The 22,079-nt window shown below is 46.0% G+C and carries 7 protein-coding genes; 4 read left to right on the top strand and 3 right to left on the bottom strand.

Going from position 1 to position 22,079, the window contains the following annotated elements:
- Positions 1 to 2: 2 nt before the first annotated feature.
- Positions 3 to 15,026, top strand: coding sequence for a VCBS domain-containing protein (locus CXF86_RS13105; protein WP_102039178.1), 15,024 nt, complete (start codon positions 3 to 5; stop codon positions 15,024 to 15,026).
- Between the two features lie 278 nt (positions 15,027 to 15,304).
- The gene (locus tag CXF86_RS13100; protein ID WP_101090271.1) at positions 15,305 to 16,453 is read left to right on the top strand and encodes a putative sulfate/molybdate transporter; all 1,149 of its coding nucleotides are present in this window, start codon (positions 15,305 to 15,307) and stop codon (positions 16,451 to 16,453) included.
- A gap of 185 nt (positions 16,454 to 16,638) precedes the next feature.
- On the opposite strand, the gene CXF86_RS13095 is transcribed toward CXF86_RS13100, so the two are convergent.
- Positions 16,639 to 18,054 carry an aminotransferase-like domain-containing protein gene (locus CXF86_RS13095; protein WP_102039177.1) on the bottom strand — a complete coding sequence of 472 codons (1,416 nt, stop codon included), beginning with the start codon at positions 18,052 to 18,054 and terminating at the stop codon, positions 16,639 to 16,641.
- A gap of 267 nt (positions 18,055 to 18,321) precedes the next feature.
- Between CXF86_RS13095 and deoC the strand changes: the two genes are divergently transcribed.
- A complete protein-coding gene (deoC, locus tag CXF86_RS13090; RefSeq protein WP_101090273.1) occupies positions 18,322 to 19,095 on the top strand; it encodes a deoxyribose-phosphate aldolase in 774 nt (257 codons plus the stop codon).
- Positions 19,096 to 19,277: 182 nt separating this feature from the next.
- Positions 19,278 to 19,913, top strand: a complete 636-nt coding sequence (locus CXF86_RS13085; RefSeq protein WP_102039176.1) for an alternative oxidase — start codon at positions 19,278 to 19,280, stop codon at positions 19,911 to 19,913.
- A gap of 647 nt (positions 19,914 to 20,560) precedes the next feature.
- Here CXF86_RS13085 and CXF86_RS13080 read toward each other — a convergent pair.
- Positions 20,561 to 21,532, bottom strand: a complete 972-nt coding sequence (locus tag CXF86_RS13080) for a polysaccharide deacetylase family protein (protein ID WP_101090275.1) — start codon at positions 21,530 to 21,532, stop codon at positions 20,561 to 20,563.
- Positions 21,533 to 21,542: 10 nt separating this feature from the next.
- Entirely contained in the window at positions 21,543 to 22,076 is a 534-nt protein-coding gene (locus tag CXF86_RS13075; RefSeq protein WP_232775025.1) for an ester cyclase, read from the bottom strand.
- Positions 22,077 to 22,079: the final 3 nt, after the last annotated feature.

The raw sequence follows: 22,079 nt of genomic DNA, 5'->3' as shown, positions 1-22,079 counted from the left end.
TAATGAGTCATGACGATAAAAAATCCACATCAAATACTAAGACACCAGAAGCTATTGAAGCGGAGAAAAAACAAAGGGAATTGGAAGCCAAACAAAAGGCTAAGCAGCTTGATAAGGACGTCGCCCGTTTAAAAGCTAAAGAACTTCGAGATAGTGGCGCTAAAGCCAGTACTATCGGCAATAAAGATCTGGTCGCTGATAAATCTTGGAGTGCTGCCAGCACCATAGTAAAAGACGATTCAAGTACAGCTGACAATGACGCCTCACCTCTCGATGACTCTCAGCAATCACAACGTTCAAATAGTGAAGCGTTACAAGAACAGTCATCTACAGCCCAAACCAGCAAAGACGATTTAACCGCCCTAGAAACATCACAAAATGGACAAACTCAGCAAACGGCAAGTAAACGTCCTCAAGGCTCTAGCGAGACTACAGGCTTAAGTGCTGGGGCGCATTTTCATGCAAGCTCTAGCAAAGGCCCAGTGTTAAGCACTATTGCTCACCCTTTAACGTTTACCGCTAATGAACATAACCAGCCTCATTTTACCATTGCTATGACAACCGATACTGGTGTGCATCAAGTCACTGAGCTGCAGAGTAAAACCAGCTTAATAAGCACTGGCACTGGCACTGGCACTGGCACTGGCACTGGCACTGGCACTGGCACTGGCACTGGCACTGGCACTGGCACTGGCACTGGCACTGGCACTGGCACTGGCACTGGCACTGGCACTGGCACTGGCACGCATGAAAAGCCATTGGCTATTAATAGTCAACAACAAATTCAGCAAGTTAAAGAAGATTCTAGCACTGATGTGGTATCAGGATCGTTACATGCTCAAGGCCACAACGCAGCTCAAATAGAATGGAGTATCGCCAACTCACAGGGGCAATTTGGATTAATTAACATCGACCCCGCCACAGGCCAGTGGCACTACCAACTCAATAATGCTTCTGCTGCCACAAATTCTTTAGCTGAAAACGAACATCACACTGAGCAATTTATCATTACCGCCACGGATGCCGAAGGAAATCACGTTGAAACAATTATTACAGTGGAGGTTGAAGGCAGTAATGATCTACCGACTATTTCAGGTACTCATCATGCGGCGTTGAATGAGCACGGTGCAATCGATACTGCGTCAGGTAGCTTAATCGCAACAGACTCGGATCATGGCGATAGCGTGGGCTGGGCAGTAACCAATGGCCAAGGTCAAATGGGGGCACTGACCATTGACCCCGGCACGGGTGCTTGGCAATACCATTTAAGCAATCAAAGCCCTAATACTCTTGCGCTTAATCAAGGCCAAAGCGCCACAGAAACCTTTACCGTGACGGCGACCGATAGTTCGGGTCTGCCCGTATCACAACAAATTACAGTGCAAGTTAACGGCAGCAATGAATCAGCTCAAATTGCTGGCACTACGACGGGTTCTATTACAGAAGATAAAGACGTATTTATTGATCAAAATGGCGAGCAATTAAAAACGACAGGCCAATTGACGATTACCGACCTCGACTCTGGCCAAAGCCAGTTCACAGCAGATCACCTGCAAGGCCAATATGGCGAGTTGAGTATCAATAATAATGGCCATTGGACTTACACCGCCAACAACGGCAATCCACAGATCCAAGAGCTTAAAACGGGTGAAACCGTTACTGATACTTTGTTGGTGCATTCAGTAGATGGTACCGAGCAGAAAATTACTGTCACCATTAACGGCACAGATGATAAAGCCGTCATTGGCGGAACTTCAACTGCAAGCCTGATTGAAGATAAAGACCTTGCCAGTGGCGGCACTTTGCGCGCCGATGGTCAGTTAACGGTTACTGACCCCGACTCTGGTCAAGATCAATTCACAGCAGATCACCTGCAAGGCCAATATGGCGAGTTGAGTATCAATAATAACGGCCATTGGACTTACACCGCCAACAACGGCAATCCACAGATCCAAGGGCTTAAAACGGGTGAAACCGTTACTGATACTTTGTTGGTGCATTCAGTAGATGGTACCGAGCAGAAAATTACTGTCACCATTAACGGCAGTGATGATAAAGCCGTCATTGGCGGAACTTCAACTGCAAGCCTGACTGAAGATAAAGACCTTGCCAGTGGCGGCACTTTGCGCGCCGATGGTCAGTTAACGGTTACTGACCCCGACTCTGGTCAAGATCAATTCACAGCAGATCACCTGCAAGGCCAATATGGCGAGCTAAGTATCAATAATAATGGCCATTGGACTTACACCAGCAACAACGGCAATCCACAGATCCAAGGCCTTAAAACGGGTGAAACCGTTACTGATACTTTGTTGGTTCGTAGCATCGATGGCACAGAGCTGAAGATCATTGTCACCATTAACGGCACAGATGATAAAGCCGTCATTGGCGGAACTTCAACTGCAAGCCTGACGGAAGATAAAGATCTCGCTAGCGGCGGCACTTTGCGCACCGATGGTCAGTTAACGGTTACTGACCCCGACTCTGGCCAAGATCAATTCACAGCAGATCACCAGCAAGGCCAATATGGCGAGTTGAGTATCAATAATAATGGCCATTGGACATATACCGCCAACAACGGCAATCCACAGATCCAAGGCCTTAAAACGGGTGAAACCGTTACTGATACTTTGTTGGTGCATTCAGTAGATGGTACCGAGCAGAAAATTACTGTCACCATTAACGGCACAGATGATAAAGCCGTCATTGGCGGAACTTCAACTGCAAGCCTGACTGAAGATAAAGACCTTGCCAGTGGCGGCACTTTGCGCGCCAATGGTCAGTTAACGGTTACTGACCCCGACTCTGGTCAAGATCAATTCACAGCAGATCACCAGCAAGGCCAATATGGCGAGTTGAGTATCAATAATAATGGCCATTGGACATATACCGCCAACAACGGCAATCCACAGATCCAAGGCCTTAAAACGGGTGAAACCGTTACTGATACTTTGTTGGTGCATTCAGTAGATGGTACCGAGCAGAAGATCATGGTCACCATTAACGGCACTAACGATCTGCCCGTTGTCAGCCATATTACCTCTAAGATCGTTGATGAGGGTAGCGCAAAGGTGACAGGCCAGATCGCGTCACACGATCTCGATCATGGCGATAGCGCAACCTTCAGCACCACATATCAGCATGCGGGTTTCAACTTAAATACCGATGGCAGTTACACATTTGATCCCACCAACCCAAGTTTTGAGCATTTAGCTGTTGGTGAACATGAAACCCTGATCATTCCGATTACAGCCACTGATAATAATAGTGGCCAAAGTTCTCCGCAAAACCTCGTTATCCGCATCAACGGCACTAACGATCAGCCCGTGGTGAGTCACATCAACTCAAGAGCGATAGATGAAGGCGGCGCTAGCGTTACTGGGAAGATCGCAGCTAGCGATCTCGATCACAGTGATATGGCAACCTTCGCCACCAGTTATCAGCATGCAGGCTTTAGCCTAAAAGCTGATGGTTCATATACATTAGATCCCACCGATCCCAGCTTTAATCATTTAGCCGTCGGTGAGCATGAAACGCTGATCATTCCTATCACTGCCACTGATAACAATGGCGGCAACAGTGCACCGCAGAACCTGATTATCAAGATCGATGGCACAAACGATCTATCCGTCGTCAGCCACATCAGCTCTAAAACGGTTGATGAAGGTGATCCAAAGATAACAGGTCAGATCGCAGCGACCGATCTCGACCATGGCGATACAGCAACTTTCAGCACTAGCTTCAGCCACGCAGGCTTTATCTTAAACTCTAATGGCAGTTACTCACTTGATCCCACAAATCCCAGCTTTAACCATTTAGCCGTCGGTGAGCATGAAACGCTGATCATCCCTATCACTGCTACCGATAATAATGCTGGCAACAGTGCACCGCAAAATCTCATCATCAGAGTCAACGGTACCAACGATCTACCCGTGGTGAGTCAGATAAGCTCAAAAACAGTTGATGAAGGTGATGCCAAGATAACAGGCCAGATCGCATCGACCGATCTCGATCACGGCGATAGCGCGACCTTTGCCACCAACTACAGCCACTCAGGCTTTAGTTTAAATCCGGATGGCAGTTACTCACTTGATCCCACCGATCCCAGCTTTAATCATTTAGCGGTTGGTGAGCATGAAACCCTGATCATCCCAATCACTGCTACCGACAATAATGCTGGCAACAGTGCACCACAAAACCTGATTATCAAGATCGATGGCACTAACGATCTACCTGTGGTGAGTCAGATAAGCTCTAAAACAGTTGATGAAGGTGATGCCAAGATAACAGGCCAGATCGCATCGACTGATCTCGATCACGGCGATAGCGCGACCTTTGTCACCAACTACAGCCACGCAGGCTTTAGTTTAAATCCGGATGGTAGCTACACACTTGATCCCACCGATCCCAGTTTTAATCATTTGGCCGTAGGTGAGCATGAAACACTGATCATTCCCATTACTGCTACCGACAATAATGGCGGCCAAAGTGCACCACAAAATCTCATCATCAGAGTCAACGGCACCAACGATCTACCCGTGGTGAGTCAGATAAGCTCAAAAACAGTTGATGAAGGTGATGCCAAGATAACAGGCCAGATCGCATCGACTGATCTCGATCACGGCGATACAGCAACTTTCAGCACTAGCTTCAGCCACGCAGGATTTATCTTAAACTCTGATGGCAGTTACTCACTTGATCCCACAAATCCCAGCTTTAACCATTTAGCCGTCGGTGAGCATGAAACGCTGATCATCCCAGTCACTGCTACCGACAATAATGCTGGCAACAGTGCACCGCAAAATCTCATCATCAGAGTCAACGGCACCAACGATCTACCCGTGGTGAGTCAGATAAGCTCAAAAACAGTTGATGAAGGTGATGCTAGCGTTACTGGGAAGATCGCAGCTACCGATCTCGATCACGGCGATAGCGCGACCTTTACCACCAGCTACAGCCACGCAGGATTTAGTTTAAATCCAGATGGTAGCTACACACTTGATCCCACCGATCCCAGCTTTAATCATTTAGCGGTTGGTGAGCATGAAACGCTGATCATTCCTATCACTGCTACCGATAATAATGCTGGCAACAGTGCAGCGCAGAACCTGATTATCCGTATCAACGGTACCAACGATCTACCCGTGGTGAGTCACATCAGCTCAAGGGTGATAGATGAAGGTGGCGCTAGCGTTACTGGGAAGATCGCATCAAACGATCTCGACCATGGTGATACAGCAACTTTCAGCACTAGCTTCAGCCACGCAGGATTTATCTTAAACTCTGATGGCAGTTACTCACTTGATCCCACCGATCCCAGCTTTAATCATTTAGCGGTTGGTGAGCATGAAACGCTGATCATTCCAATCACCGCCACTGACAACAATGCTGGCAACAGTGCGCCGCAGAACTTGGTGATCCGAGTCAACGGTACTAACGATCTACCCGTGGTGAGTCAGATAAGCTCTAAAATAGTTGATGAAGGTGATGCCAAGATAACAGGCCAGATTGCATCGACTGATCTCGATCACGGCGATAGCGCGACCTTTGCCACCAACTACAGCCACTCAGGCTTTAGTTTAAATCCGGATGGTAGCTACACACTTGATCCCACCGATCCCAGCTTTAATCATTTAGCGGTCGGAGAGCATGAAACCTTGATCATTCCGATTACAGCCACTGACAACAATGCTGGCAACAGTACGCCGCAGAACTTGGTGATCCGCGTAAATGGCACCAACGACTTACCTATCGTAAGTCACATAAGTTCGAAGATGGTTGATGAAGGTAGCAAGCCAATTACTGGACAGATAACTTCGACCGATGTTGACCATGGTGACACTGCCACTTTCAGTACTAACTTCAGCCACACAGGGTTTATCTTAAATACAGATGGCTCGTATACATTAGACCCTACGGATCCAAGCTTTGATCATTTAGCACAAGGTGACCATCAAACCTTAATTATTCCAATCATTGCGACGGACAATAACAAAGGCAATAGCGTCTCTCAAAATCTGATTATTCGAATTGACGGTACCAATGACGGTGCAATCATTAGCGGAGTCAATACAGGTAATGTAACTGAAGAGTCACAGCTGCAAACGAGCGGAAAACTAACCGTTACTGACGTTGATGCAGGAGAAGCACATTTTTCAAATACCGATATTAGCGGCGCTCTCGGCACACTGCATTTAACAGATACTGGTGCATGGACTTACGATTTAGATAATAAAAACCCTAAAGTACAAACATTAGCACAAGGCCAAAGCACAACCGATACCGTCACAGTGCAGTCGGTTGATGGCACCAAACATCAAATCACTATTACGGTAAATGGCAGTAACGATAAAGCCGTTATCATTGGCGTAGACACTGGCAATGTGACTGAAGATGTAAACCCCTATTCCAATGTGTCTGCCTCTGCACATATGATCCACACTCGTGGTCAACTCACGATTACCGATACAGATTCAGGTGAAGATCACTTTGATTTTAAGACCTTCATTCACGTCGCAACGAACCCAGAATGGGCGCCCTATCACAGCCAACTCGGCGGTAGGGTCAGTATGACTAAAAACGGTGAGTGGGAATATGAAATTGATACCACTAAGCCGCAAATCCAAGCATTAGGGGCTGGAGAAACACTCAAAGACAGTGCCGTTATCGAGTCTACTGATGGTACCAAACATACCATTGAGTTCACTATTCATGGCACCAATGATGTGCCAACGTGTTCATCGGAAGTGGTGTTATCAACGGGCACTGAAGATACCGACATCATTCTCACTCAGGCGCAATTATTAGCCAATACCAGCGACATTGATAACAACGACCTAAACCAATTACATGTTGATTCAGTGACCGCCGATCACGGTACGGTAACGACAAATACAGATGGCTCGTTCACCTTCCACCCCGCTCAAGACTACAACGGCCAAGTGCATTTCAGTTATGACGTAAAAGATGCCCATGGCGGAATTACCCATACAGGGGCTGTTACCACACTTGCTGCGGTCAACGATAATCCAGACGTCACACCTATTACCGATAGCCTCACTGAAGACACAGATAGACAGCACCAAATTAATCTACTCGGCAGTGCTACCGACGTGGATGGCGACTCACTATCGATTAGCCAAGTCCAAATCACTTTTGAGGGCAAAACAGGCCCATTACCAAAAGGCGTTAGTTTTGCCAGCGACGGCCATACACTGATCATTGACAGCCACAATCCAACTTTCCAACACCTCAGTGCGGGTCAAAAAGCCGATATCCTAGTGCACTACATGGTGGATGATAATCATGGCGGACAAAGCCCAGCGGTCGCAACTGTGACTATGGTGGGTAGCGATGACAAAGCACAATTGCTCTCTTCAACCATTGATATGACAGAAAGCCAAGCCCTGCACACCTATTACCAAATGGGCAGCAAGGTAGGTGGCACACTCAATTTAGTCGACCCCGACACTAGCGACCATACTCAGTTTGCCTTCTCTAGTGATAACGGAGCTCAGGGCTATGGAGGCTTAACAGTTTGGCCTGATGGACGCTATGAATATGATCTGGATATGGCAAGAAATCACCATGCTAATAGCAAAGTCGCGTCACTTAAAGCAGGTGAAACATTAACGGATCAATATCAAATACGCACCAGTGATGGCCAAACAAAAGTGGTCACGGTTACCATTCATGGCGAGAATGATAATGCTCGAATTGAAGTTAGCATGCCGCAACTACCTGCCAGTCAGGATGTGACTGAAGAGCATTTTGTGCCTGCGAGTCCAAGCCATTTATACGCAGGTGGAATACTAAGAGTCATTGATGCCGATCACGGTGACGCGCAGCTTCAAGCAGAAAATATCACCACAGCTCACCATGGGGAATTCACCATTAGAGCCCGTGGCGGCTGGAGCTACAAGATTGATAACGCGATAGATGAGGTTCAGCACTTGGGCGCTGGAGAGTCTTTCACTGAATCCCATACCGTACATTCTAAGGATGGAACGGCGAGCCAAATACTGACAGTCACAGTTCACGGTACCAATGATGCTCCGGTAGTATCGGCCGAAGTTCAGCTAGCTCCCGGTATTGAAGACACTGATATACACCTTACAAAGTCAGACCTATTAATTAACGCAACTGACATTGACCACAACGATATAGGCCAATTAGATGTTGCCAACTTAGTCGCTGACCACGGTACTATTGTTACTCACAAAGACGGAACATTTACCTTTCACCCCCAACATGACTACAACGGCCAAGTGCATTTAAGTTATGACGTTATTGATGCTCATGCCGGTGTTACACATACAGGTGCAACCACCACACTTTCAGCGGTTAAAGATCAGGCAATAGTAAGTGGAGATATAACAGGAAATGCTTTTGAAGATCATAATATTTATTCTCAAAATCAAATTGAAGTAACAGGACATCTGCTTGTTACCGACCCTGATGTAGGACAACAAGGTTTCCAATATACTCGTTCCACCAGCGTGAGTGATCCCTTTGGCGGATCTTTGCACATAAGTGCTTCAGGCACTTGGACCTATGACGTCGATAATGCCAAGCTTCAGCACTTAGGAGCTAATCAGGAAGTATTGGTTACACATCGTGTTTATACTACCGACGGCACAGCACAAGATATTATCATTAAAGTAACGGGTACCAACGATGCACCCGTTGTTTCATCTGAAGTGGTATTACAAACAGGCACTGAAGATACCGATATCATTTTTACTCAGGCGCAATTGTTAGCGAATACAACCGATATCGATAACAATGATTTAAACCAATTACATATTGATTCGGTGAACACCAATCATGGAACGGTATCTAAGAATACAGATGGCTCATTCACCTTCCATCCCGACCAAGATTACAATGGCCAAGTCCATTTTACCTACGATGTAAAAGATGCCCATAGCGGTGTAACTCATACTGGCGCAACGACCACATTAAGCGCAGTTCAAGATAACGCAGTTATTACCGGACAAGACAGTGGAAATGTAAAAGAAGATGTTGATGTAGGCCCTGTAGTAGCTGGCAATGCAAATATGATAGAAACGCATGGTCAAATGCATATTAGTGATCCTGATGCTGGGGAGAATCATTTTCATGCTAAAAATTATGCTTATATTCATGATGCAGGGCATCCTGAGCTTCATCCTATTGTTAGTACGTTAGGCGGATATCTTAGTATAGGCTCAGATGGAACTTGGTTTTATAGAATTGATACAAGAAAAAGTGTTATACAAAACCTAGGTGAAGGCGAAAGTACAACTGACACCGTAACAGTCACATCGATAGATGGTACTAGCCATATTGTTACTGTAACGATTCATGGAACTAACGATGCGCCTTATTGCAGCTCAGAAGTTCAATTAAGCTCGGGTACCGAAGACAAGGATATACACCTCACAAAATCAGACCTACTGATTAACGCAACAGACATTGACCACAATGATATTGGCCAATTAAGTGTCGCTAACTTAACCGCTGATCATGGCACTATCACCGTCAATAAAGATGGCTCCTTTACCTTACACCCAGATAAAGACTATAACGGCCAAGTCCATTTCAGTTATGACGTAAAAGACCTCCATAGCGGCGTAACGCATACAGGTGCAACCACAAGTCTAGCCGCAGTTAATGATGGAGCAAAGGTCACCGAATTCAACACAGAGAACATCGTTGAAGATGCTCCTCATAGTAGTGTCTTTGCCCATGAAAAATATCAAATCGCCAGCGGAAAACTCAATGTAGCCGATCCTGATGCTGGAGAAGATCACTTTCAATACAGTCAATTTGGCGAAACTGCGATTAGCGATCCATTTCATGGTCACCTAAGAATAAGTTCAGCAGGTTCTTGGAACTATGAAGTCAAAAATAGTGCGCTGCAATACCTTGCTGCAGGCCAGACTGAAACTGTTGTATATCGTGTTAATACCGCAGATGGCACCCCCTATGATCTACATATAAAAGTGCTCGGTACTAACGACACTCCAACGGCTACCGTGGTGACCTTGCCCCACGGTACTGAAGATGTCAGCTATCAAATGCAAGCAAGTCAATTTGGCTTTGCTGATGTTGATTCAGGCGATACCTTGCACAGTGTTGCTATCACCAGCGCGCCTGACGCATCCACGCAAGGCTCATTCTATCTCGATGGAAAAACGGTTACTGCCGGTCAAACCATTGCCGCTGGCGACATAAGTAAGATGCAGTTTGTCCCAGTCAAAGACTTTAATGGTGACATTGATTTCAAGTACACAGTTAACGATGGCCACGCTGATTCTGTTGAAGCCAGCAACACCATTCATATCGAACCCGTGGCTGATCTCGCGCTCATCTCTGGTGATACCTCAGGCCAAGCAACTGAAGATAGCCATATTGTTAATAGCGCATTCTTACAAGCCAGCGGCCAACTTAATATCACCGATGCCGATACGTTAGAAAATAGCTTTCAAGCCGAAAACCTTCACCTGCAATCAGATGGAAGTGCATCAATGGGCGGTTTAGCCATGCAAAAAGATGGCAGCTGGAGCTATGTTGTCGATAATGCCCGTACTGAAATTCAGTCACTCGGAGCTAATCAGCAACTAACCGAAAAGTTCACCGTTCACTCGGCCGATGGTACTGAACAAGAGTTAATGGTGACAATTCACGGCACTAACGATGCGCCAAGCTTAAGCTTTAACACCACCTCCAATACTAGCGGTCAGCTATTGGGGAGTGATATCGATAAGGGAGATGCTCAACAGCTGCAATACGATGCAATTCAACCCCACGGTCAGTTTGGTAGCATTAGCGTTGATTCCATTTCTGGTGCCTATAATTACCAGCCTTCGAGCACAATCGCAGGCATGAGTTACAACCCGCAGAGCCATACCTACACTGGCCACGAGGTATTTGAAGTTCGAGTCAGTGATGGTCATGGCGGCCAAACGAGAGAGTTTTTAACTTTCACTGTCACCGCGACAGTGACAGCACCCGCAATAACGGGTGGTCAACCCACTGTCAGTACCGCAATCAACTCAAGTCCACTGTTAACGACGCAAGCGCCAACAAGCATCACAAATACGCCACCCGCAAACAGCGTCAATATAGACTTAATCGCCAGTAGCGATAGCGGCGCTTCAAATACAGACAACTTAACCAACGACAATACGCCAACAATCACAGGTACTACCGATGTTCCTTTCTCTAAGGTCACTATTTATGACGGCAATACCCCTGTTGGCCATGCACTTTCGGATGCCAACGGTAATTACAGCGCCAACCTTGCAAGCCTTGCAGACGGTACGCACAATTTATCTGCCAAGGCATTAGCACCATCATCTGTTTTACCTGTCGTGTCCCCACTACTTGATATAAAAGTGGATACCAGTACGGCTGTAGCAACGGTAGACTTAAAATCCACTGCCGATTCCGGTATCTCAGATCACGACAACCTGACCAATGCTCACACTCCCGTTATTACAGGGGCTGCTGAAGCTAATTCAACAATAACCATTACCGATGAGCATGGCGCAATTGTCGCCACAGGAAATGCCGACGCTAACGGGACGTATCAGCTCACGACAAGTAACTTAACTGAAGGCGCACATTCATTAAGCGTTGCGGCAACCGATGCTGCTGGTAATCAAAGCCATGCAAGCCTAGCGATTGAAGTCGATTACAGCGCTCCCACTATCGCTAAAGTCAATTTGAAGACAGAAGCGGTCCATCAACCAACGTTCAGCGGCAGTGTCAGCTTAGATACGGCACAAGTTGATATTGTAGTGAAGCAAGGCAGTCAAATCATTGAAACCCTGCACGCAACATTAGATGGCAAAGGCGGTTACAGTGTTGATGCCAGCAACTTACCCGACGGTTTTTACGTCGCCTATATTCAAGCAACCGATAATGCCGGCAATCAAACGCCATCAGGTACTGCAGGTATATTTGATCGCTTCAGTGTCGATACTCATGCAAGTGCGCCAAGCATCAGCTTTGAAACTGCAGGCAGCGATCATATCTACAATGCACAAGAGGTGGCAGCTGGCGCGGCTGGCACTATCACTGCAATAGTTCATCTCCCCGCAGATATGGGCTCCGTTGATAGCATCACGATTAACGGCAATAGCCATCAGATTACCAAAGCCGAATTTATCGCGGGTCAAGTGGAAATAGAAGTTGCCCCTGGCTCAACAGTGACTGCCAGTGTCACCGATAAATTAGGCAATGTTTCATCATCAACTAACGAGACCGCACCAACGGCAGATTTAACGGCGGCGACATTAACCGTTTCACTAACACACGACACCGGACTGGGCAGCGACCTCATCACTAGCGATGGTTCATTAACCATTACCGGCCAAGAGCAAGGTGCCAGTGTTGAATATTCAACGGATAATGGTCAAACATGGAGCCAGAGTTTTACACCGCAGCAAGGTAGTAATAGCGTTAACGTCAGGCAAACTGACGTTGCGGGGAATGTATCGCCTCAAACACTGTTAACCTTCACCTTGGACAATCAAGTCGCAGCGCCCAGTATTTCATTACAACATGATACCAGTGCTCATGCAGGGCAACATGCCGATCTCATCACTAAAGATGGTCAGTTAAATATTGCTGCCGAAGCTGGCGCTAAACTCGAATACTCTGTCGATGGTGGACATAGCTGGACAACTCAGTTTAGCCCTATTGAAGGCCAAAATAATCTGCAAGTGAGGCAAACTGATATTGCCGGAAACACCTCGGCAGCCACCAGTTTTAGTTACACCTTAGACACCACCCCTGTAACAGTCGCTGTTGATCCGATCTCAAAAGATAATGCACTCAATACGGTTGAGAACAATCAATCCCTGGAGATCACTGGCACCACCTCTAACATTGCAGCCGGCGATCAGGTTTATGTTAAGTTCGATGACAACAGTGTTTACCTTGCAACCGTTAAAGCAGATGGAACTTGGCGTCTAACGCTCAACGCCTCAGAGCATCAAAGCCACATGGCCACAGATAGAAACTATCCCATTAAAGTGGGCGCGGTTGATGTTGCCGGTAACGTAACGCCAGAAATAACCACCCATTTATTGGTTGATACCCAGAACCCAATTCCCCACATCAGCGTAAATCCGGTCACCGCCGACAACATTATTAATCTCGCCGAGTCAGGGCGAAATATCGAGATCAGCGGCCAAGTCAGTGGTGACTTTAAAGCGGGGGATGTCATTAGCTTAAGCATCAACGGCGCAGCGATTAGCTCGCTTACAGGGTCCGTAGATGCCCAAGGACATTACTCCATCGCCGTTCCTGCACAAACCTTAATGAGAGCCAACATCCACAGTATTTATGCGTCAGGGCAGCAACAAATTCACTCCATTGAAGCTACCGTGATCACCACCGATAGCGCCGGTAACCTCGGCAGCGCTACCACGGGTACGCAAGCCTTTACCATTGATACCCAAGCAGACACCAGCATTCAATTGGATCCCATCACTAGCGATAATGTGATTAACGCACAAGAGAGTAGCGCGGATATCAGCGTGACAGGTCGAGTCAGTGGTGATGCCCACCAAGGTGATATCGTCAACTTAGTTGTCGGGCAACATAGCTATAGCGCAACCGTTGATCATAGCGGTCACTTTAGCGTTAATATCGCAGGTGCAGAGCTAGCCTCCAACGCATCAATCACCGCAAGCGTAACCACCACCGATACTGCAGGTAATCCTGCCAGTGCCAGCCAAGTCATGCACTATGCCACCGATACAAAAGTGGATATGCCAACCATTACTTTCGAAAACCCTGGCAGTGATAACGCCTACAGCAAAGCGGAAATAGCTCAAGGTCATGCAGGGACGATTACCGCTACAATTCATGCTGCAGCCGACGCCCAAATAGGCGAGCATCTTAATATTAATGGCGTCGACCATGTACTCGATGCCAACAGTTTAGCCCACGGTATCGCCCTTGAAGTTGCGCCCAGCAGCATAGTAAAAGCCATCATGACTGATGAGCATGGTAACGTTAATTCGGCCTTAAACATGGCAGCAAACGCTAAACCTGAACCCATAGTGGTAACCGCACCACCCGGTAGTCATCATATTGGTGCATCTTTGGGTGTACCGACGTTATTGCCGACACAAACCCCTGTTCCTGTTGCTGAACAAGGATGGAAAATATTGGTTAATGGCCACTATCAAACGAGTTACTCCAGCCAATGGGGAACACTGACAATTAACCCGAAAACGGGTCAATTGAACTACCAAGAACATGCCGATACTCATACCGGGCCACACGGCTCTGCGACAACTGTTGGTGTGCATGAGGATAGATTCGAAGTGGCGATGCAAGGTTCTCACCATGACGATGTGGTAATGCATGTTCAGGTGAACATTCTAAGTCACGGGCCCGGCCACAGTGGCAAGCTCACTTTAGGTTCTGAAGTGCTCGATATGACAGTGACCCCAACCTATAATCATCCTGCTCCACCGCCGCCACTTCCAGCAGCTGATGCTCATGATGAGCCCCAAAGTGATTTCATTACTGATGTCAGCGTAGATCTAGATGCTATCGTCGTTGCTGATGATTCTGATTTCAATGCAGCAGCTCATACCGAGTATGAAGAACCGTCAACAGCGAGTGCAGCAGAGCAAGCGGAAGCTGATCCAGCAGCAACCTCGCAGCCAGTATCAGCAACACCAGTGGTGGTGAGCGCTGCCGTAACAAGCGACCCTATCGATCACTACTTGCAGATGGTTGGCATGAGCCATCAAGATCTGGCGCCAAAAACAGATAACCCATCGATGAACGAATTACCCGAGATGCAGGTATTAACCAGTGGTGAACCTGATGCCGATATGTTCGATACCAATCAAGTCGATGCGTTTGATAACCCACTGCTTGATGACGACAAGCATGACGCACACCATAAGGACTTAACTACTCTTGATGATGTAATTGAACATCAAGGCGTTGATCAAGCGAACGATGATGATCTGCTCCATCAAGCATTAAACGATATGCATAATCAGCTTTAAACATGCTATATCTCAGCAGTAAGTAAGCCGATGAAAGCAGTGATCACTCTATCACTGCTTTTTTTCATCTCTACCCACTCAATGATATAGCACTAAAGGGGTAGTTGAGGACTCACGAATATTAGACCTATTGACCACAATGTTTACACTCATGCGTCAACTTGTCTCAGTGACTTTGGAAAATAGCTTACTCAATCGGGTTTTACGGTGTATTAACCGTTAAATTCTTGGCACTAAACTTGCGATGGTTAACGGGTTCTTTTCCCACGGCAAGTTATATGAGATGTAAGCCCAATCGCTTTGATAGTGTTAACCAATATTCAGGAGAGTTTAGCGGCGCCTTCGCCGATTTAGGTACCTTTCTACCCTTAGTCCTCGGCCTTATCGCCTTAAACCATTTTTCCCCGCAAGGGATCTTTATGGGTTTTGGTTTGTTCGCCTTATTTACTGCATTCTTCTATCGTCGCCCCATTCCAATACAGCCGATGAAAGTCATCACAGCACTGGTGATAGCTCAAGGCTTAACACCTGGAATGTTACAGGCTAGCGGCATGATGATGGGCGTTATTTTACTGGTTCTCGCTTATAGCGGCGCCATTAAATGGATGGCAAAGCAACTATCTCCCGCCATTAGTATCGGCATTCAGTTAGCGATTGGTATTCAACTGATTTGGATGGGCGGACAGATGATGAGCCAAACCTGGCTTATCGGACTCATTGCCTTTGCACTGCTTTTTGGCAGCAAATTCTTACCACTGCGCTATTTAGCCATGCCATTGGTGATTACGATGGGTATTTTATGGCAACTAAACAGTGGCACCGCACCAAGTTTTGATCTTTCAAGCTATACCCCATGGCAACTGAGCTGGCCAAGTCTCGATGAATGGAGCTCTGCCGCTGGTTTGTTGGTACTGCCACAACTGGCGCTAACGCTCACCAATGCAGTAATAGCAGTCTCTGCGATAGCAAAAGAGAAATTCCCAAATGACGCTAAAGATAATTTTTCACCAGAGCGTTTTGCCACCAGCTCTGGTTGGGCAAACTTACTGTTAGCGCCGTTCGGTGCCACCGCAATGTGCCACGGCGCAGGCGGGCTTGCAGTACAGTATCACTTTGGCGCTCGTACTTGGTTGGCCCCGACTATATTTGGCTCAAGCTGTTTATTAATCGCTGCTTTTTGGGGGCAAGGCATTGCCAGCTTGTTATCGCTTATTCCACTGGCGGTATTGGGCAGTTTACTGGCGATTGCGGGGACTCAATTGGCGTGGTCAAAACGCTTTATCGACGGTAAGCCTTTTTGTATTTTTGTGATTTTATCAACCGCTGCAATTTGCCTGCTCGTTAATACTGCAGCAGGACTTGCCGCAGGAATACTACTTGAGACGGGTCGCCGCCAGTGGCATTTGTATTCAGATTTGAAACAATGAAGCTAACGCCATCGTCAGAAATAGTTCACTAAAACTTGTCGCTAAGTAGATAACCAACAGTCAAGTAATGGGGAGTCGGCTCCCCATCATTTTGAAGCAATTTTCAAGTGAAACGCGATAGTGTTATTAAACAAGGAAAAGGAACTAGCGGCTTTATTCACCGCTTCTTCGTGATGATGCTTACCTTATTCATCCAGCATATTTTGGATAAGTTCGGCTAATCGTTTTATCGCACCAACTTCCCGATCCGAACACTCAAATGACGAATTAAGTCGAAAACAATGATTAAACTGTTTGCTCGCGGAAAACATTTTTCCTGGAGCAATACTGATACGCTCTTTCAAAGCTCGCTGGTAGAGCGTTGTCGCATTCAGATGCTCTGGTAATTCAACCCACAAAAAGTATCCTCCTTCAGAGTAATGGATACTCACATTGGCGGGAAAGTATGTCCGTAACACCTGCCAGTTAGCGAATTTACGTTGCTCTAATTTCCTACGCAGTTGGCGTAAATGTTTCTCGTAATTATAGCTGGATAGATATTTAGCAAGCGCAAGTTGGATAGGAGTACTCGCAGATAATGTGCTCATCAATTGAAGTTTTTGGATCGGCAGTGCCATGCGTCCTGCGGCCACCCAACCAATTCGAAAACCAGCAACCAGACACTTAGAAAAAGATGAACAATGCATTGTCATCCCCTGCTGATCAAAGGCTTTCGCTGGCAATGGCTTCTTGCCACCAAAATACAGTTCACTATATACATCATCCTCTATCAGGTAGACGTTGTAATCAGCAAGCAACTGAATTAAAGCCTGCTTTTTCTCATCAGACAAGCTACAACCCAACGGGTTTTGGTGATTTGTCATTAACCAGCATGCTTTTACCGAGTGGGATTGCAGCGCTTTTTCAAGTGCCTCAAGATCAATTCCATCTTGAGGATGTGTTCTGACAGATAGCGCACGTAAATTCAGCTTTTGCAGTGACTGCAATGCACCGTAAAAGGTCGGTGACTCCACTACAACCCAATCACCGGCTTGAGTCACAGCTTGAAGACTCAAATTCAACGCTTCAAGCGCGCCTGCAGTGATCACAATCTCGTCAGGATGCACATTCATCCCTTGTGCAGCATATCGTTTGGCAATCAGTTGGCGTAAGTCTTCATTTCCAGGAGGCAGATTATCCAGTGCGCTCGATGTTGGCATGTTACGCGCCGCGGTCATCAGAGATTTGTTGACTTGATGGCGAGGATAAAGCTTGGGATCAGGATAAACAGAGCAAAAATCGACTAGATGCGGCGTCCGATTAGCTTGTAACACATCAAAAATAAAGTCATTAATATCGATATTTTCAGTTGTATGAATTGTCACTTCCGATTTCTTTGGACTCAGGTATTGGACTTGAGGTGCGACAAAATAGCCAGATCGAGCATGAGAAACTATCCACCCTTGGCTTTCCAGTACCTGATAAGCGTGCAGCACTGTCATTAAGCTCACGCCTGAGATCTCAGTCTGTTTTCGTAACGAAGGCAGCTTATCACCCACCTTCCAAATACCATTTTGAATTTGACGACGAATTTGCTCTACCAAATTTTCATATTTTGCCAACGAAACGACTCCTTCTATACCCTGCTCTCAGCACAATAGCAGCTAATATCTAATCTGTTATAGATAAAAGAGCCATTTCTGTATCTATTATAGTTTGCAGTCTGTTCCTATAATCGCCTCACTTTCATTTTGAACCAAAGATCACTTCCAGCCTTGGGTCGCATATCAATCTGACACCAACGTTCAGATAAGCATTTAACGGCATAGCGACAAATAAAACACCAAGCATTAGACATTCGATAAGCAACAACTCAACAGGAAATAACCATGAGTAATTTAAAAACAGCCGCGCTACGTGCACTTAACTTAATGGATCTGACGACGTTAAACGACAATGACACAGATGAAACAATCATCGAGCTGTGTAAGAGTGCTAAAACGACTGTCGGTAATACGGCAGCAATATGTATCTATCCACGTTTTATTCCTGTTGCCAAAAAACAACTGCATCTACAAGGTACGCCCGACATTCGGATTGTCACCGTCACTAACTTCCCTCACGGCAATGACGATATCGAGATTGCCGTTGCTGAAACGAGAGCCGCTATCATGTACGGCGCAGATGATGTAGACGTCGTATTCCCATACCGTGCTCTGATGGCCGGCAATGAAGATGTCGGCTTTGAACTTGTTAAGCAATGCAAAGCGGTTTGCGGTGACACTCTGTTAAAAGTCATTATCGAATCTGGTGAGCTGAAAACTGCTGCGTTGATCAAAAAGGCATCTGAGATTTCAATTAGGGCTGGAGCTGACATCATCAAAACGTCCACAGGTAAAGTGCCCGTTAACGCCACCCTTGAAGCTGCTGAAATTATATTGTCGGTTATCAAGCAGATGGGCGTTGAAAAAACAGTTGGCTTCAAGGCATCTGGTGGCGTACAGACCACTGAAGAAGCCAAAAAGTACTTAGATATGGTTGATAGTATGTTTGGTGCTGAATGGGCTGACTGCATGCACTACCGTTTTGGCGCCTCTAGCCTATTAAAGAACCTGCTTTATACCCTTGGGGAAGGTGAAAAAATAACTGCAGGCGATTACTAGTCCTATCTCTTGTACCGTCTCTAGGGGCTGCAACCGCTACCAGACTAAATAGCTAAAGATAATGTAGTCATACAACAGGGTAGTGATGGCAATCTGTTAATTAGATATTCGCCAACAAATCCATTGGTTTATTAAATAATCAGATTGGGATCACTGCCACTTAAACACAGGAAAACTCACCCATGTCAGATTTTGAATTGAAACACAAAACCGCTTCCAAACTGTCGGAACATGTGGCCTATAAAATCACCCAATGCCTCAAATTTTTGTTAAATATATTCTATGGCAAAAAATACGCGAAACGTGCCGTGATTCTAGAAACCATTGCCGCTGTACCAGGGATGGTAGCGGGCATGTTTAATCATCTAAAAGCCTTACGCCGGATGAAAGATGATGAAGGCTGGATCCGTGAACTACTTGATGAGGCAGAGAACGAACGCATGCATCTGATGATATTCTTAGATATTGCCAAACCTAGCTGGATTGAGCGAGTGTTAGTGCTGCTCGCCCAAGGGGCTTTTATTATGGTGTATGGTTTGATATATGTACTTTCTTCTAAAATTGCCCATCGGGTGGTGGGTTATTTTGAAGAAGAAGCCTGTAAAAGCTACAGCGAATACCTAAATAAAATTGATGCCGGAGAAGTAGAGAACCTAGCTGCACCAAAAATTGCCATCGACTATTATCAGTTACCGTTAGATGCCATGTTGCGAGATGTGATTGTAAAAATCCGCGACGATGAAGCTAAACATCGCGATCAAAACCATTTATTTGCCGATGCGTATGAAAGCCACGATCTACCTGCACATCAGCTTTAATACCAATTGCACTAAGTATTTGACCAATTCAGAGCGGCCGACGTTTAAAGCAAATGGCAAAATCCTTTAAGCTTCGTTGTGGGCTTTAGATATACGACTAAATGGTCTATTTGGTTCCATACAAAATATGCTATTGCCTTCCTTCATGGAGATCAAGTGAGGAGGTACGAGTCCACGGATGGACGAAGGTAGAATAATGCAGGAGCAATTACCGAGGACGGGCAATGAAAACATCAATTTGTTTAGACAATAAGAAATAGAAAAACGACACAATCAAAACTCATTATATCGTCGTCCTCTCAACAACAGCGGTATGATGATCGTCAATACCGCTGTTATTTTGTCACTAGGGCTTGTTGATCTTTGGAGCTTGGTTTTTGTTCGAATTCAATGATTTTAGTACAAGGCTTGAGCGATGCTGCTTAGCTGGCTAAGCGAAAAGCTCGTAACGCAGTAATAGAAATATTGAAACGAACCCGAAGGGCCGCGCTTCTTGGCTATTTTTACGGTGTTGTAGGCTATTTGTGGAGAATAACTAAACGACATAGCCTCCGCCTTGTCAAAATAGCCAATAAACTGCGGCAAAAACAACCATGAAAGATCAACAACCCCTAGAATTCCTAATTATTAAGCCAAATATTTATACATCATCTAGGCTCATTCATCGGGGTATCAGTTTGCTTAAGCGCCCATTGTGCGATGGCATCTTTACGCATAAAACCAACATTAGCGTGACCTTTCGCGTAATGAATAAATTTATCCAATGCATTAACCAATCCCGGTGTACCACCAATACGATCATGTACACTGATTGCCATCATGCGCCTTCTCTGATCTCCCTCTTGATACAGCACATCAAACTCATCTTTTAGCTCCTGTAAAAAAGCGGCTGCTGTCATCGCAGTATTACCACCAAATCGACCGATATCATTGTTCCTCAAAGTATAAGGAACCACTGCAAATGGTTTATTATTGACAGGTGTAACTGAAGGTTCATCACGCGATAAGTCATCAATATGATAGATAAACCCAAGATCTTGCAAAATTTCTAAGGTTTGCGGACTATGGCGCATCCAAAAAGCATTAAATCCAAGCGGTCGTTGACCTGTGATCCGCTTCAGGGTATCAACACTTTCCTCATAGGATGCCCGCTCTTCTGCTGGAGACATATTGAACTGAGGAGACCACGTCTGTCCATGCCCCGAAATTTCATGTCCTTCATCCGCAACTTGTTTAGCCAGTTGCGGATGACGTTCAGCAGCGAGCCCTACCATATGTGATGTTATCTTAATGTCATGTTTTTTCCATAACCTAAGTAAACGAGGAATCCCTTCTTTCATACCATAGGCATACCAAGAAGGCGTAATGGTGTCTTGAAAACCTTCAGCCATGGGTGGAAAAGGCCCTTCGGCATCTAACGGTTGCGCCCCCGCCTCAAATTGCATTGAAATAGAGATGACCAAACGCTCGCCTTTAGGCCAATATTGATTTGCAGAACCGCCACTATCTTTTGCATCAGAAAAAGCTAAACTAGGAATGACTGCTTTGCTTGCTCCGCTAACAGATAACCCCACAGCTATGGCGCTACCTGCAACTAAAAAACGTCTACGTTCATTCATCTTGCGCCCCTTAAAACTCCATTTGAGTAAACAGACTGTTGTAGTCTTCTAAATGCCAATTGTCCGTAATCAAACCATCTTGCACTCGGTATATATCCACTGCGGCAAAATTAATTGGCTGACCTTTACCTTGATGTTGACCAAACTGACCACTGAAATGTCCTTTAAATCTCAAGCGAACCACTGCACGATCTTTTACGATTAATAGCTGCTCAACCTCCGCGGTTAAATCGGGGACTGCTTGTCGAAAGCTTTTTGATGCTTCCAATACCCCAGCAATCCCTTGCTGCCGACCTTCGGGTAAGGTGCGATCAATAAAATGAGGTGAGAGTGCAATGCTGGCGAACTTCTCATCACCCGTATTCCAAAATTGCGCATAGGCTTTAGCGGCAGCTTCAACTGCGGGTGCATTTTCACTCTCATCTTGAATAACCGTTGCCGCGCTCACAGCAACAGGGACATAGAGTAGTAAGGCAAATAGCCCCCATAGCCCAGCTATTTTATGCTGTATGGCTTTAGCCATAATCCACTTAGCCAAAACCATAAT

Source organism: Shewanella sp. GutCb, from assembly GCF_002836135.1.
In the GTDB taxonomy this organism is placed as follows: Bacteria; Pseudomonadota; Gammaproteobacteria; order Enterobacterales; family Shewanellaceae; genus Shewanella.
The sequence above is the reverse complement of the archived record's forward strand: the minus strand, read 5'-3'. Positions and strand labels throughout refer to the sequence as shown.

What these genes read in the sequence shown, in the direction of transcription:
- CXF86_RS13085 (WP_102039176.1), top strand. Translation starts at nt 19,278, where the DNA reads ATGTCAGATTTTGAATTGAAACACAAAACCGCTTCCAAACTGTCGGAA.
- CXF86_RS13080 (WP_101090275.1), bottom strand. Translation starts at nt 21,532, where the DNA reads ATGAATGAACGTAGACGTTTTTTAGTTGCAGGTAGCGCCATAGCTGTG.
- deoC (WP_101090273.1), top strand. Translation starts at nt 18,322, where the DNA reads ATGAGTAATTTAAAAACAGCCGCGCTACGTGCACTTAACTTAATGGAT.
- CXF86_RS13100 (WP_101090271.1), top strand. Translation starts at nt 15,305, where the DNA reads ATGAGATGTAAGCCCAATCGCTTTGATAGTGTTAACCAATATTCAGGA.
- CXF86_RS13105 (WP_102039178.1), top strand. Translation starts at nt 3, where the DNA reads ATGAGTCATGACGATAAAAAATCCACATCAAATACTAAGACACCAGAA.
- CXF86_RS13075 (WP_232775025.1), bottom strand. Translation starts at nt 22,076, where the DNA reads ATGGTTTTGGCTAAGTGGATTATGGCTAAAGCCATACAGCATAAAATA.